This is a genomic window from Shewanella avicenniae, from assembly GCF_017354945.1.
Classification (GTDB): Bacteria; Pseudomonadota; Gammaproteobacteria; order Enterobacterales; family Shewanellaceae; genus Shewanella; species Shewanella avicenniae.
Genome location: NZ_CP071503.1, coordinates 1,261,765 through 1,274,938, shown reverse-complemented (window position 1 = coordinate 1,274,938; position 13,174 = coordinate 1,261,765). Strand labels below are relative to the sequence as shown.

Below are 13,174 nucleotides of genomic sequence, written 5' to 3'. Positions count from 1 at the left end.
GGAACTCCGTGTTCGCAAAGAGTCCCAGATAGAAAGCCGGAGAATTTTACCTAAGTTTCTGCTGAATGCAACCCGATAGCCTAGGAAATTCAATGTATTTTAAATAAGCAACAGCCCGCGTTGCGGGCTGTGTGGGTGCGGATTAGCGACCGGGGAATTTCATTCCCGGTGGCATCATGCTACCTAAACCACGCATCATCTTACTGATCCCGCCTTTAGATGACATTTTCTTCATCATCTTTTGCATCTGGGTAAACTGCTTCAACAGACGATTTACGTCTTGGATCTGGGTGCCAGAACCTGCGGCAATACGGCGTTTGCGCGAGCCTTTGATCATATCAGGCTGACGACGTTCAGCAGGTGTCATTGAGTTAATGATAGCCTCTAATTGGCCAGTCATCTTGCCACCTTGTAATTGTGCCATCGCATCTGGCGGCAATTTACCAACACCGGGCATCTTCTCGATCATGCTCATCATGCCGCCCATGTTTTTCATCTGCTGCAGCTGATCGCGAAAATCTTCTAAATCGAAGCTACCGCCGGATTTCACTTTAGACGCCAGCTTAAGTGCTTTCTCCTGGTCAACCCCGCGCTCAACTTGTTCAATCAGCGACAGCACGTCACCCATGCCAAGAATTCGCGAAGCGATACGGTCCGGGTGGAAAGGCTCCAATGCGTCGGTCTTTTCACCCACACCCAAGAACTTGATAGGTTTACCAGTGATATGGCGAATGGACAACGCAGCACCACCGCGCGCATCACCGTCGACTTTGGTCAGAATAACGCCGGTTAGCGGCAACGCATCGTTAAACGCTTTCGCAGTGTTAGCGGCGTCTTGACCTGTCATGGCGTCAACCACAAACAGGGTTTCGACTGGCTTAACCGCAGCATGCAGTGCTTTGATCTCGTCCATCATCGCTTCATCAACATGTAAGCGACCTGCGGTATCAACAATCACCACATCAATAAATTTGCGCTTTGCATGGGCGATAGCAGCAGTGGCGATATCCACTGGCTTTTGGCTCACATCAGATGGGAAGAATTCGACTTCCACTTCTTGCGCCAAGGTTTCCAACTGTTTGATCGCGGCAGGACGATAGACGTCAGCACTTACGACCAGTACTGATTTTTTCTGGCGCGTACGCAGAAATTTCGACAGTTTGGCAACACTGGTGGTTTTACCCGCACCTTGCAAACCGGCCATCATCAACACGGCTGGCGGTTGGGCAGCGAGATTTAACGCTTCGTTGGCCTCGCCCATCGCTTTTTCAAGCTCACTTTGGACGATTTTGATAAAGACTTGTCCTGGCGTCAGGCTCTTGGTGACTTCCTGGCCAACAGCGCGCTCTTTGACGCTGTTAACAAACTCTCTCACAACGGGTAGTGCGACATCGGCCTCGAGCAGCGCCATGCGCACTTCTCGCAGAGTTTCTTTGACGTTGTCTTCAGTAAGACGGCCGCGACCACTGATATTTTTCAGCGTGCGCGATAAGCGGTCGGAGAGATTTTCAAACATACTACGTGCTTCACATTGATTCAGAATTCGTACTGGGGGCTATTATATAGAGGCGAGAGTAATATGCCACTCTCACAAAGGCTGGATTCGTCTTGCGGCAAATATTTAAGGTTTTTTACCATTAATTCGTTCATCGACAAGCGATTTTGTTGTCTGCATCACTGCCCATATACCGTTACCTCATGTTATTCTAATCACCGCAATTTTCTATGCCCGCTACAGTTTTACTGACAATAAGGATAGGTTAACGTCTGATGGTCATATTTTCCGCCGTTGCTATGGTCTTCTACGGCATAGCACTGATTTTGGTGACAAGCCGACTGTTTCATCCCAATGGACCCAATCGCAAAGCTGTGGCGATGCTCGCCGCTGTGGGTGTCGTATGTCATGCGCTTGCGTTATACAACGTGGTATTTACTGCAGATGGTCAGAATTTAAGTCTCACTAATATGATTTCGTTAGTGTGCTGGATTATTGCCCTCACCTTCACCATCGTACTGCAGCATGTTAAAGCCATTATTTTGGTGCCGGTTGTTTTCGCCTGTGCGATTATTTCGGTCGCGCTATTGTGGTTAGTACCACCGCAATACATTCGCCATTTTGGGGAAAACCCAGAAGTGTTGGTGCATGTAGTGATGGCATTGATGGCCTACAGCACCTTAGTGATTGCAGCTCTATATGCGGTGCAACTGTGGTTTATTCAAAACCGCTTAAAGTCTAAGCAACTTAAGGTATCTCCGGTGATGCCGCCGCTGATGACGGTAGAACGTCAGCTCTATCATCTGGTGATTATCGGCATGATTTTGCTGAGTTTATCGTTAGCCACTGGCTTCATCTTTATGGATGGTTTGTTTAAAGGTCCGCAAGGTCATAAAGCCGTGTTGTCATCGATGGCGTGGTTGGTTTACATCACTATGCTATGGCAACAATACACCAAAGGTGTCCGCATCAGAACTGCGGTTATTTACACCATCAGTGGTGCATTCCTGCTGTCACTTTCCTACTTCGGTGCGCGTATCGTTAAAGAACTCATCCTGAGTTAATTGCTCACTGCATGCAAGGCAGTCATATGACTGCCTTGACATAACCTTATAATCTCGGTAATTACTAAGCCTACTAAATTCCACGGAGCCCCCTTTTTGGACGACATATCGACCAGCGCGCTGCTCATCATCCTAGCGTTGCTACTAGTTATATCTGCGTATTTTTCCGGTTCTGAAACCGCAATGATGACGTTGAACCGCTACCGTTTGCGGCATCTTGCTGGAGATGGCCATAGCGGAGCTAAACGTGCGCAGCAGTTACTTGATCGTCCAGACCGTCTCATCGGGCTCATTCTGATCGGCAACAACCTCGTCAACATTTTCGCAGCACAGTTAGCGGCAATTATCGGCGCCCGCTTACTCAATGGTGTGGTTGGCGAACAAGCGGCGCTGACGATTTCAGGTTTGGTGCTAACGTTTGTCATTCTGATTTTCGCCGAAGTCACCCCGAAAACCCTCGCGGCGTTACACCCAGAGCCAATAGCGTTCCCTGCTAGTTTGCCGCTGAAATGGTTACTGATCACCATGTTGCCAGTCGTCAAAATGATGAACTGGATTACCTCAGCGATGCTGCGTTTATTTGGGATTAAGTCGATTAAAACCAGTGATGCGCTGAGCCAAGAGGAATTACGCACTGTGGTGCATGAAGCCGGTGCGCTAATCCCGCGTCGCCACCAAGAGATGCTGCTGTCAATTCTCGACTTAGGTAAAGTGGCGGTAGAAGACATCATGGTGCCACGCAACGAGTTGTATGCGATTAACGTCAACGATGACTTCAAAAGCATCAACAAGCAGATTATCAACAGTCCATACACGCGTGTATTGCTCTACCGCGATACCATTGATGATGCAGTGGGTTTCGTGCATATGCGCGATGCGCTGCGCTTACAAGCAAAAGAGCAATTCACCAAATCCTCTCTGCTGCGTGCAGTAAAAGAGCTTTACTTCATTCCTGAAGGCACTCCGCTTAACGTGCAGTTAGCCAATTTCCAGAAAAATAAAGAGCATTTAGGTCTGGTGGTTGACGAATACGGTGACATTCAAGGTTTGGTCACCTTGGAAGATATTCTGGAAGAGATTGTCGGTGACTTCACTACATCGATGATTGATGCGCCAAGCGACGACATTACCCCACAAACTGATGGTACGTTAGTCATTGACGCCACAATTAACATTCGTGATTTGAATAAAGAGATGGGCTGGGATTTCCCAACCGATGGTCCCAAAACCCTCAATGGTTTAATTTTGGAGTACCTAGAAGATATTCCGTCGGCTAATACCTGTTTACGCTTAGCTGGCTACCCAATTGAGATTATTGAAGTGTCAGATAATATGGTCAAAAACGTACGGGTGATGCCGGAGTTTTACGATCCAACTCAGCGATAGCTTGCACTCTTTGTTGGCTTAAAAATAGTAAAGGCTTGCGCAATGCAAGCCTTTTTCATTCTCAGCGCGTGCTAAAAATCAGCCGTCAATTATTACGGTGGCAACCGCATAATGTTTTTCATCGCTGATAGAGACCCACACGTTAGCGTGCAGTGGTAAACGCTGTTTTGCTTCCCCACAAAATACCAATTGAGGCGCACCTAAGCTGTTATTACTTGACTCAAAATGCTGAAACGAAATGCCGTTACCGATCCCCGTTCCTAGCGCTTTGGATGCCGCCTCTTTGACGGCAAAACGCTTCGCCAGATAACGCGCAGGGCGAGCATGCTGTTCAAACACTGTGAGTTCAGTTGGCGTGAGTACCCGCTTGGCTAACCGCTGCAATCCGGCCTCACTCATATTTTCAAAGCGTGCAAGCTCAACGATATCGGTACCTAGCCCCAAAATCGCCACTGTTATTCGCCTCGACGGCCTTCAAGCATCAACTGCTTCATATCTGCAACCGCTTTGGCTAAGCCATCAATCGCTGCACGGGCGATAATCGCATGCCCAATATTTAGCTCGTGTAACTCAGGAATAGCCGCTATCGGTTTAACGTTGTGATAATGCAAACCGTGTCCGGCGTTAACCACCAGGCCTTGCTGATGTGCGTAAGCCGCCATTTCAGTGATCCGCGCCAACTCTTTTGCAGCCACTTCATCGGTGGTTGCATCAGCATAATGACCGGTATGGATTTCAATCACTGGTGCCCCAACTTTTACCGCTGCATCGATTTGGGTTTTATCCGCATCGATAAACAGCGACACTTTGATCCCAACGTCAGACAGACGTTTAACTGCGGCGGTCATTTTGTCGAGTTGCCCGGCGACATCAAGGCCACCTTCAGTGGTGAGCTCTTCACGTTTTTCGGGCACTAAACAGCAATAGACAGGTTTAACTTCACAGGCGATGTCAAGCATCTCCTCCGTGACCGCCATTTCCAGATTCATGCGTGTTTTTAAGGTCTTGGCCATCACATACACATCACGGTCGGTGATATGACGACGGTCTTCACGCAGATGCAGGGTAATGCCTTCTGCGCCTGCATGTTCAGCCACAGCCGCGGCATGAACGGGATCTGGGTAATTAGTGCCCCGTGCTTGTCGCAGTGTTGCAATATGATCGATATTTACCCCGAGTAAAATCCTGCCCATCTTATTGTTATCCTCGTAGTGGTATTCAGCTGATACACGCCTTTGCGGTATCAGAAATTCTTGTAGTTTAACGCTTTCTACCTGCAAAAAGTTGTCTGCTGACTAACGGTTTTTCACCTAGCAAGGGGGCCAACAAGGTTCGGGTTAAGTGCTTGGCGCCTACTAGGTCATCATCCCGTAAGGATTCTGTGGCAAGCCGTGCCAGCATGGCGCCGCTGTAGCGACCTTCGCCGCGGATAAATCCCGATTCTATAAGATAGCGATATTGGGTGTCTGTTGCGATGAGTTCGCCACTTGCATCATGGTTTAACGATGGCATACACCCCAGATCTTGCATCAGCGTCACTTCAAAATAGCGCAAGGTTGGTTCGGCAAATTCATGCGCTAACTGCAGCAGTGTACGATGATAGGGCAGAAATAGATTTTCGCCACTTTGATGGACACTTAAGGTACGCATCAATAACTCGTTAAGATACATGCCCGCATATAAAGCGTCCCCGGACAGCGGAACTGCCGGGGACGCACTTTCAACCTGTTGCATATTGCGCAAATCGCTGTGGCCTGACAACTCAAACAGTAAGGGTTGGAACGGCTGCAAGACGCTCTTTAACGAACGTTTGCCTGATCCTACCCTCACTACGGCATCAACTCTGCCAAGATTATCGACCAACAGCCGCACCAGTTGGCTGTTTTCACGATAAGCGCTGGAATGAAGCAGATAGCCGCGTTGCATCAGGGGTTAGTCTTCACCATAACCCAAGCTGCGCAGCGCACGTTCGTCGTCAGCCCAGCCAGATTTCACTTTAACCCAGACTTCGAGAAATACTTTGTTGTCGAACAGCTTTTCCATGTCCATGCGGGCTTCGGTGGCAATGGTACGAATACGCTCGCCCTTTTTACCAATCACCATCCGCTTTTGGCCATCGCGCTCAACTAAAATCAACGCGTTGATTTGATACACACCGTTTTCCATCATCTTGAACTGTTCGATTTCAACGGTGGCATCATAAGGCAATTCATCGCCTAAGAAACGCATCAGCTTTTCACGCACAATCTCCGACGCCATAAAGCGTTGTGAACGATCTGTGATGTAATCTTCTGGGAAGAAATGAACACTTTCTGGCAAACATTCTTTGGCCAATTGCAGCAACTTAGCCACGTTAGTGCCAGTTTTTGCTGATATCGGCAATATTTCATCAAAAGCAAACTTCTGCTGCAACGCTTCCAGATGTGGGAATAGCGCTTCTTTGTCTTTAATAAAGTCAACTTTGTTCACCGCCAGTACCGTCTTACGCTCACTCGCACCACGACGCAGCTTATTCAGCACCATTTCGTCATCAGCAGTCCATGCCAGACCATCAACCACAAAAATCACCATAGCAACATCGGCAATCGAACTCGCCGCAGCGCGGTTCATTAAGCGGTTAATCGCGCGCTTTTCTTCCATGTGTAGACCGGGTGTATCGATAAACACAATTTGTGAATCACCGTCAGTATGAATGCCCATAATGCGGTGACGGGTAGTTTGTGGTTTGCGTGAGGTGATACTGACTTTTTGCCCGAGCAAGCGGTTTAATAAGGTCGATTTACCCACGTTTGGACGGCCAACAATCGCCACCATACCGCAGTATGTGACATCGTATTGTGGGCTTTCATCGTTCTGGTTCAGCTTGGCCAGCAAATCGTCTAACGACGGTTCATTTTCTGGCATTTGTGGGGTTTTGCTCATTTCTTCAGTAACTCCAGCGCTTGCGCTGCTGCTTGTTGTTCCGCTTTTCGGCGAGAACTGCCCTCGCCAATTACCACATCACTCAGATCTTGCACTCGACACTCAACCTTAAAACGTTGATTGTGGGCTTCGCCTTCTACCAATACTACTTCATATTCAGGAAGTGGCTTTTTGTCACCCTGCAAAAACTCTTGCAGCTGGGTTTTAGCATCTTTTTGGTTAACGCCCGGCTTAATTTCTTCTAACCGCTGCTGATACCAACCAAGCAGTAAGCCACGCACCGTTTCTAACTCACTATCAAGATAGATGGCACCGATAATAGCTTCCACCGCATCGGCCAAAATTGACTCACGGCGAAAACCACCACTCTTAAGTTCACCAGGGCCCAGCGTCAGGTAATCACCCAACTTGAACTCTTTAGCGATTTTGGCCAGCGTATCACCGCGCACAAGGCTGGCGCGCATACGGCTTAAATCACCTTCAGTGGCTTTTGGAAATTGGTGATACAGCGCATCTGAGATGATGATAGATAAAATTGAGTCACCCAGAAACTCTAGGCGCTCATTGTGATTATTCGCAGCACTACGATGCGTCAACGCTTGTAACAGCAACGACTCGTCTTTAAAGCTATAACCTAACGTACGGCACAAACGACCGATATTTTTAATCGGCTCCATTACTCCAAACCACCTATACGGTTGAATCTCACGCCACTTGGAACCCAATGCGGCAGAACATCATCCGGTTTACGATTAAACTCAAAACTGATCCAGATACACACAGCTTTACCCACGAGGTTGGCTTCAGGCACAAAGCCCCAGAAACGGCTATCGGTGCTGTTATCGCGGTTGTCACCCATCGCAAAATACATCCCTTCTGGCACAAGGTATTCACCCTCAGCAGTGCCAGGTTGTTGGTAATAGTATGCTGTTGGCTCAGGGCGCAGCGGGTTAATCAGAATATCGTGGTTAACGTCACCCAACTGCTCGTGATAGCGCATGAGCGGAATACCATCTTGCAGGAAGTCACCGCGGCTAACTTCGCTATGGCTGATCTGTTCAGGCTGCGGACAAGGTGATTGTCCTTCTTTACAGGCCTGTTGGATGTACAGTTGCTTGTTACGATAGATGATGCGATCACCCGGCAACCCAACAACACGCTTGATGTAATCAATAGTTGGATCAAGCGGATACTTAAATACAAAAATATCGCCACGCTCAGGTTCACCGGTATCCACCAGCTTAGCCCGCCATACCGGATCTTTAATGCCGTAGGAGAACTTCTCAACCAAAATGAAATCGCCCACCAATAAGGTTGGCATCATTGAACCCGACGGAATTTGGAAGGGTTCCCACAGGAAAGAACGCAATATTGTGACGAAGGCGATGACCGGGAAGATCGACTTTGCGGTTTCAACAATCGCTGGTTCACGCAACATATGCGCTTTGTTTTCATCAGACAGTCCAGCCGTTTGTGACTCTGCAGCGGTTAAACTGGCACGGCGCTTAGGCGCTAATAGCCACGCATCTAACATCCAAATAATGCCAGACGCGAGGGTCACAATGACCAAAAAAATCGAGAAATAGGCTGCCATGGATTAAGTAGTCTCCTGCCATAACTTAATGTAATTGGCTTTTCATCGACTTTGGTTAATCTACCCAGCAATTCCGTTGAGTCGACTAACCAAAGCGCCGCAAATTCGCGGCGCAATGAAAAAGCGTAATAGAGAAGCGAAGGATTACTCGTTCAACTTGAGTACCGCGAGGAAGGCTTCCTGTGGCACTTCAACGTTGCCCAGTTGCTTCATCCGCTTTTTACCTTCTTTCTGTTTCTGCAACAGTTTCTTCTTACGTGAAACGTCACCACCGTAACATTTTGCGGTTACGTCTTTACGCAGCGCTTTAACGGTTGAACGTGCAACCACTTGGCTACCGATGGCGGCCTGAATGGCAATATCAAACATCTGCCGCGGGATCAGTTCTTTCATCTTTTCGACTAACGCCAAGCCACGATGACGCACGTTTTCGCGATGCAGAATCATCGCCAGAGCGTCAACGCGATCACCGTTAATCAACACATCCAAGCGCACCATATCTGCCGCTTGGAAATACACAAAATTGTATTCCAACGACGCATAACCACGACTGGTTGATTTCAAACGGTCGAAGAAGTCCATCACCACTTCTGCTGCAGGAATATGGTAGGTCAAGGCAACTTGGTTACCGTGATACACCATGTTCTTTTGCACACCACGCTTTTCAATACACAGGGTAATGACGTTACCCAAGTAATCCTTTGGTACCAGAATGTTAGCTTCAACAATCGGTTCGCGGATTTCTTCAATATTGCTCAGTGGTGGCAGCTCAGAAGGGTTATCAACATAGACCACATCGCCGTTGGTGAGTTCAACTTCATACTCTACCGTAGGTGCAGTGGTGATGAGATCTAGATCGTATTCACGTTCTAGACGCTCTTGAATAATTTCCATATGCAGCAAGCCGAGGTAACCGATACGGAAACCAAAGCCGAGTGCAGAAGAGGTTTCTGGCTCGAATTGCAGCGAAGCGTCGTTCAGGCTCAGCTTGTTCAACGCGTCACGAAAACTTTCGTAGTCGTCAGTGCTGATGGTGAATACACCGGCGTAAACCTGAGGTTTCACCTTTTTAAAACCAGGCAGTGGTTTGTCTGCGCCATTTTTGGCCAGCGTTAAGGTATCACCTACAGGCGCGCCGTGGATCTCTTTGATCCCCGCGATCACAAAACCTACTTCACCGGTTTTCAGTTCAGTCTTATCGGTTTGCTTTGGCGTAAAAATACCTACACGATCAGCGTTATGCGTCTGTCCGGTCGACATGACTTTAAATTTGTCACCCTTACGCAGAATACCGTGCTTAATACGTACTAACGATACAACGCCTAAGTAAGAGTCAAACCAAGAGTCAATAATCAGTGCTTGTAGCGGTGCATCTGGATCACCTTCTGGCGGCGGAATTTGCGCCACAATGACTTCCAGCACTTCATCAACGCCAACGCCAGTTTTAGCTGAGCAACGTACCGCGTCTTTGGCTTCAATACCGACGATATCTTCAATTTCAGCAATAACGCGCTCTGGCTCGGCTTGTGGCAAGTCAATTTTGTTAAGGATAGGTACAACGTCCATATCCATATCAAGTGCGGTATAGCAGTTAGCCAATGTTTGTGCTTCAACGCCTTGACCAGCATCCACCACTAACAATGCGCCTTCACAAGCAGCTAATGAACGTGATACCTCGTAAGAAAAGTCTACGTGTCCTGGAGTATCAATAAAGTTCAATTGATAGGTTTCACCATTCTTGGCATGGTAATCCAAGGTCACGCTTTGCGCTTTAATGGTAATACCGCGCTCACGCTCTAGATCCATAGAGTCAAGCACTTGCTCGGCCATTTCACGGTCAGTCAATCCACCACAAACTTGGATAAGGCGGTCAGACAAGGTCGACTTGCCATGGTCGATATGGGCAATAATTGAGAAGTTTCTAATATTTTTCATTATGCTGCTGGACAAAACTCTAATCAGACAGAAATTCTAAAAGTGCGAAATTGTACCCGATCGGCGCATTAATACCAATCAGATTAGCTGAGATGACCTAAAACGAAGAGAAGATTATGAGTGGCAATTGACGCCGTCAGTAGCAATAGCACAGCCAAGATTGGCCAAAATAACCGGTTGCGCTGATTGCTCCATGAGCACTGCACGATATTTACCATAACGCCAAGCAAGCAACGCCACAATAACCGCAAATAAGGCGCTAGTTGCATCGAGATTTATGTCCAGTGAAGCGGCAATCCCACTGCCCAACACACCGCCGATAAATAAGCCTATCAGCGGCAACAAATAAACCAATGCGGCTGCTTTCAATATGACGCTTTCTGGTAAGCCAAGTTTTAACAAGGTACCAATGGCGTAGTGTTCATTGGTTGGCAACGAAAACTGCTGCACTCGTGGATTAAACGCTTTGGAAATAGCAGACGTGCCGCAAGAATCACTTTGAGAGCAGTGGCTACAGGCACTTTTCATCTGTACTTCTACTCTGACCCATCCGTCAGCGTCGGTACTGATGACCTTCCCCACTTGCTCCATCATGATGTTGTCCTCACTGCAATCGAATGCTGTCTGCGATCCGCACTAAGGTCGCCTTCGGCACCTTACCAATCGCTACCACTTCATATTGATTAGCAACTTGTCGAGTGGCCATGGCGATACCATCGCGGGTGATCAATTCTTCTGGCAACGGCGCTTCACCAATTCGCGCCACATAGACAGAGATACTACTGATACCATCGGTGAGCGCAACATATTCCACCGCTTCTTTGCTGTTAAATAGCCGGTGCGAATCGCGGACAATAACTTTGAAGCCAGCGGGGAGCCAATCAAACTGCCAATTTTGGCCGTCTTCGCGCTCCGATGGACTCATTGCCGCTGGCCAAGTTTGCTTGAACGCATCTTCAAGCAGTGACGGTGTTTCATCGGCAATAAACAGCTCAACCACCATCAATTGTTCGAGCAATTTATTATCTTGGGTGATGATGTCGTAACGCAGCGGCAAGTAGCTTTCAGTGTCAATCCACACCACGACTGCGAAACGGTACTCATCTTTTGGCATCAACCGCACCATCTGACCAACACGTCCCGCGAGACGTGAACGACCACCAAGCACCAACTGGTAACCATCAACGAGTTCAGCGGTATTCCCCGCAAACGCATCCGGCATAATGCCAGGAATTCGATCAGCATGAATGCTATAAACCTGCTGCTCGTGTTCGAGGTAAGTCACGGTATCACCCACTCGCACTGCATTTCGTTTTAGGCCATTTAAATGCTCTAAAAACGCCACTTCGGTGTTATTGACTACACCATGCATGTAGATAATTGGGCGGATTTGATCGGCTTCGAGTTCAATAATGGAGGCTTTGAACTGTTTTTGATGCAAAGCTTGGCTCATATTGTCGAGCCAAGCTTCTGCGGTAAGTTGCTCTTGTGCAAAGACAGGAGCAACAAACGCAATTAATAGCAGGATAACAGCGCGCAAAAATAATTCCTTAACGGTTTGCCGGAGCTGGAGTTTCCTCTTTATTGTTATTCACAACGGCTGCTGCATTCAATCTTTGCTGTAATAAATGATCTTGCAGGTAGCTATTGATGCGTTGGCTTTGGTCGCGCAACTGCTCATTAGTGTAACCTTGTTGCTGAGCCGCAGGGCCTTGGTAGCTCACAGGTGATGCACTACCAAGCAGCGGACGCGTAACCAGTGCAGGCACACCAGTATCTGGCGCCGCTTGCTCTTGATTCATGTTTTGTACACCAACAATCGCCATCATCGCCACGGTCGCGGCAATCGCGTATTGACCAAACTGCTTGTAAAACGGCACCACTTTGGCGGTATTGCCCTGCACCACGATTGCGGCAGGTTGCACTTCAGTTTGGGTCACAGGTGCAATCACTGTTGGCTCTAGTTCAATGGCTTCAGCGATACGCGCAGTAAGATCCAAATCAATTGTCTCTGGAAGTTCACCTCTCATCGCATCACCAATCATATGGTAATTGCGCCACTTTTCATGAGAAGCTTTGTCGCTAGCAAGCTCAGCTAGGGCGTGTGAATCGGTTTCACCATCCACTACCGCAGAGACCCACTCTTGACCAAATTTTTCCATTACTTAACTCACCTGTTAGATTGATGGTTATCGCTCCAGCAACGGCTGAAGTTTTTTGTCGATGGCTTCACGCGCCCGGAAAATACGTGAACGAACAGTACCTACTGGGCAATCCATCACATTGGCAATCTCTTCGTAGCTCATACCATCAAGCTCACGTAAAGATATCGCCATTTTTAACTCTTCGGGCAGTGACTCTAAGGTGTCAAACACGACTTTCTTGATTTCGTCTGACAACATTAACCGTTCAGGAGAAGCAAACTCCTTTAGGGCATCACTACCGTCATAAAACTCTGCTTCATCGGCATCAACATCATTACTCGGCGTTCGCCGCCCTTGAGATACCAGATGGTTCTTCGCTGTATTCACAGCAATTCTGTACAACCAAGTATAGAACGCACTCTCACCACGGAAATTGGGCAATGCTCGGTAAGCTTTAATAAAGGCTTCCTGCGCCACATCTGCCACATCCGCTTGGTTGCGGACATAACGCGATATTAAATTGATTACCTTACTCTGGTATTTCTGTACCAGCAGGTTAAATGCATTCTTATCGCCGCGTTGCACTCGTTCAACGAGTTGTTGATCACTTATCTGTCCACTCATTCGAGCCGAC

Annotated in this window: 14 protein-coding genes; 2 read left to right on the top strand and 12 right to left on the bottom strand. The window is 48.0% G+C overall.

Translation table 11 applies throughout. The features are described 5' to 3' along the window. Nucleotides 1-142 precede the first annotated feature (142 nt). A complete protein-coding gene (ffh, locus tag JYB87_RS05640) occupies nucleotides 143-1,516 on the bottom strand; it encodes a signal recognition particle protein (protein ID WP_207355917.1) in 1,374 nt (457 codons plus the stop codon). Nucleotides 1,517-1,770: 254 nt separating this feature from the next. Between ffh and JYB87_RS05635 the strand changes: the two genes are divergently transcribed. Continuing rightward, entirely contained in the window at nucleotides 1,771-2,559 is a 789-nt protein-coding gene (locus JYB87_RS05635; RefSeq protein WP_207355916.1) for a cytochrome C assembly family protein, read from the top strand. A 96-nt stretch (nucleotides 2,560-2,655) separates the two neighbouring features. After that, complete coding sequence (locus JYB87_RS05630) at nucleotides 2,656-3,945, top strand: HlyC/CorC family transporter (protein ID WP_207355915.1); 1,290 nt, start codon at nucleotides 2,656-2,658, stop codon at nucleotides 3,943-3,945. A gap of 78 nt (nucleotides 3,946-4,023) precedes the next feature. On the opposite strand, the gene acpS is transcribed toward JYB87_RS05630, so the two are convergent. The 11 genes from acpS to rpoE all read right to left on the bottom strand — a co-directional run bounded on the left by acpS (nucleotide 4,024) and on the right by rpoE (nucleotide 13,164). Then, on the bottom strand, nucleotides 4,024-4,398 hold the full coding sequence (gene acpS, locus JYB87_RS05625) for a holo-ACP synthase (RefSeq protein WP_207355914.1): 375 nt from the start codon (nucleotides 4,396-4,398) through the stop codon (nucleotides 4,024-4,026). Nucleotides 4,399-4,400: 2 nt separating this feature from the next. Continuing rightward, complete coding sequence (gene pdxJ, locus JYB87_RS05620; protein ID WP_207355913.1) at nucleotides 4,401-5,138, bottom strand: pyridoxine 5'-phosphate synthase; 738 nt, start codon at nucleotides 5,136-5,138, stop codon at nucleotides 4,401-4,403. 67 nt (nucleotides 5,139-5,205) lie between these two features. Continuing rightward, nucleotides 5,206-5,871, bottom strand: coding sequence for a DNA repair protein RecO (recO, locus tag JYB87_RS05615; protein WP_207355912.1), 666 nt, complete (start codon nucleotides 5,869-5,871; stop codon nucleotides 5,206-5,208). Nucleotides 5,872-5,877: 6 nt separating this feature from the next. Further along, complete coding sequence (era, locus tag JYB87_RS05610; RefSeq protein ID WP_207355911.1) at nucleotides 5,878-6,867, bottom strand: GTPase Era; 990 nt, start codon at nucleotides 6,865-6,867, stop codon at nucleotides 5,878-5,880. Next, a complete protein-coding gene (gene rnc / locus JYB87_RS05605) occupies nucleotides 6,864-7,544 on the bottom strand; it encodes a ribonuclease III (RefSeq protein WP_207355910.1) in 681 nt (226 codons plus the stop codon). Before rnc ends, era begins: the two co-directional genes overlap by 4 nt. Beyond that, nucleotides 7,544-8,461 (bottom strand): signal peptidase I, encoded by a 918-nt coding sequence (gene lepB / locus JYB87_RS05600; protein WP_207355909.1) that lies wholly within the window; start codon nucleotides 8,459-8,461, stop codon nucleotides 7,544-7,546. Before lepB ends, rnc begins: the two co-directional genes overlap by 1 nt. A gap of 144 nt (nucleotides 8,462-8,605) precedes the next feature. Then, the gene (lepA, locus tag JYB87_RS05595) at nucleotides 8,606-10,396 is read right to left on the bottom strand and encodes a translation elongation factor 4 (RefSeq protein ID WP_207355908.1); all 1,791 of its coding nucleotides are present in this window, start codon (nucleotides 10,394-10,396) and stop codon (nucleotides 8,606-8,608) included. A gap of 114 nt (nucleotides 10,397-10,510) precedes the next feature. Then, on the bottom strand, nucleotides 10,511-10,990 hold the full coding sequence (locus JYB87_RS05590; protein ID WP_207355907.1) for a SoxR reducing system RseC family protein: 480 nt from the start codon (nucleotides 10,988-10,990) through the stop codon (nucleotides 10,511-10,513). A gap of 10 nt (nucleotides 10,991-11,000) precedes the next feature. Further along, nucleotides 11,001-11,936 carry a MucB/RseB C-terminal domain-containing protein gene (locus JYB87_RS05585; protein ID WP_207355906.1) on the bottom strand — a complete coding sequence of 312 codons (936 nt, stop codon included), beginning with the start codon at nucleotides 11,934-11,936 and terminating at the stop codon, nucleotides 11,001-11,003. 10 nt (nucleotides 11,937-11,946) lie between these two features. Further along, nucleotides 11,947-12,558, bottom strand: a complete 612-nt coding sequence (locus JYB87_RS05580; protein ID WP_207355905.1) for a sigma-E factor negative regulatory protein — start codon at nucleotides 12,556-12,558, stop codon at nucleotides 11,947-11,949. A 27-nt stretch (nucleotides 12,559-12,585) separates the two neighbouring features. Beyond that, on the bottom strand, nucleotides 12,586-13,164 hold the full coding sequence (rpoE, locus tag JYB87_RS05575; RefSeq protein WP_207355904.1) for an RNA polymerase sigma factor RpoE: 579 nt from the start codon (nucleotides 13,162-13,164) through the stop codon (nucleotides 12,586-12,588). Nucleotides 13,165-13,174: the final 10 nt, after the last annotated feature.

Bases quoted from the DNA above. Each gene is read 5' to 3' on its own strand.
- ffh (WP_207355917.1), bottom strand. From the start codon at position 1,516: ATGTTTGAAAATCTCTCCGACCGCTTATCGCGCACGCTGAAAAATATC.
- lepA (WP_207355908.1), bottom strand. From the start codon at position 10,396: ATGAAAAATATTAGAAACTTCTCAATTATTGCCCATATCGACCATGGC.
- pdxJ (WP_207355913.1), bottom strand. From the start codon at position 5,138: ATGGGCAGGATTTTACTCGGGGTAAATATCGATCATATTGCAACACTG.
- rnc (WP_207355910.1), bottom strand. From the start codon at position 7,544: ATGGAGCCGATTAAAAATATCGGTCGTTTGTGCCGTACGTTAGGTTAT.
- lepB (WP_207355909.1), bottom strand. From the start codon at position 8,461: ATGGCAGCCTATTTCTCGATTTTTTTGGTCATTGTGACCCTCGCGTCT.
- JYB87_RS05635 (WP_207355916.1), top strand. From the start codon at position 1,771: ATGGTCATATTTTCCGCCGTTGCTATGGTCTTCTACGGCATAGCACTG.
- recO (WP_207355912.1), bottom strand. From the start codon at position 5,871: ATGCAACGCGGCTATCTGCTTCATTCCAGCGCTTATCGTGAAAACAGC.
- JYB87_RS05590 (WP_207355907.1), bottom strand. From the start codon at position 10,990: ATGATGGAGCAAGTGGGGAAGGTCATCAGTACCGACGCTGACGGATGG.
- era (WP_207355911.1), bottom strand. From the start codon at position 6,867: ATGAGCAAAACCCCACAAATGCCAGAAAATGAACCGTCGTTAGACGAT.
- rpoE (WP_207355904.1), bottom strand. From the start codon at position 13,164: ATGAGTGGACAGATAAGTGATCAACAACTCGTTGAACGAGTGCAACGC.
- JYB87_RS05580 (WP_207355905.1), bottom strand. From the start codon at position 12,558: ATGGAAAAATTTGGTCAAGAGTGGGTCTCTGCGGTAGTGGATGGTGAA.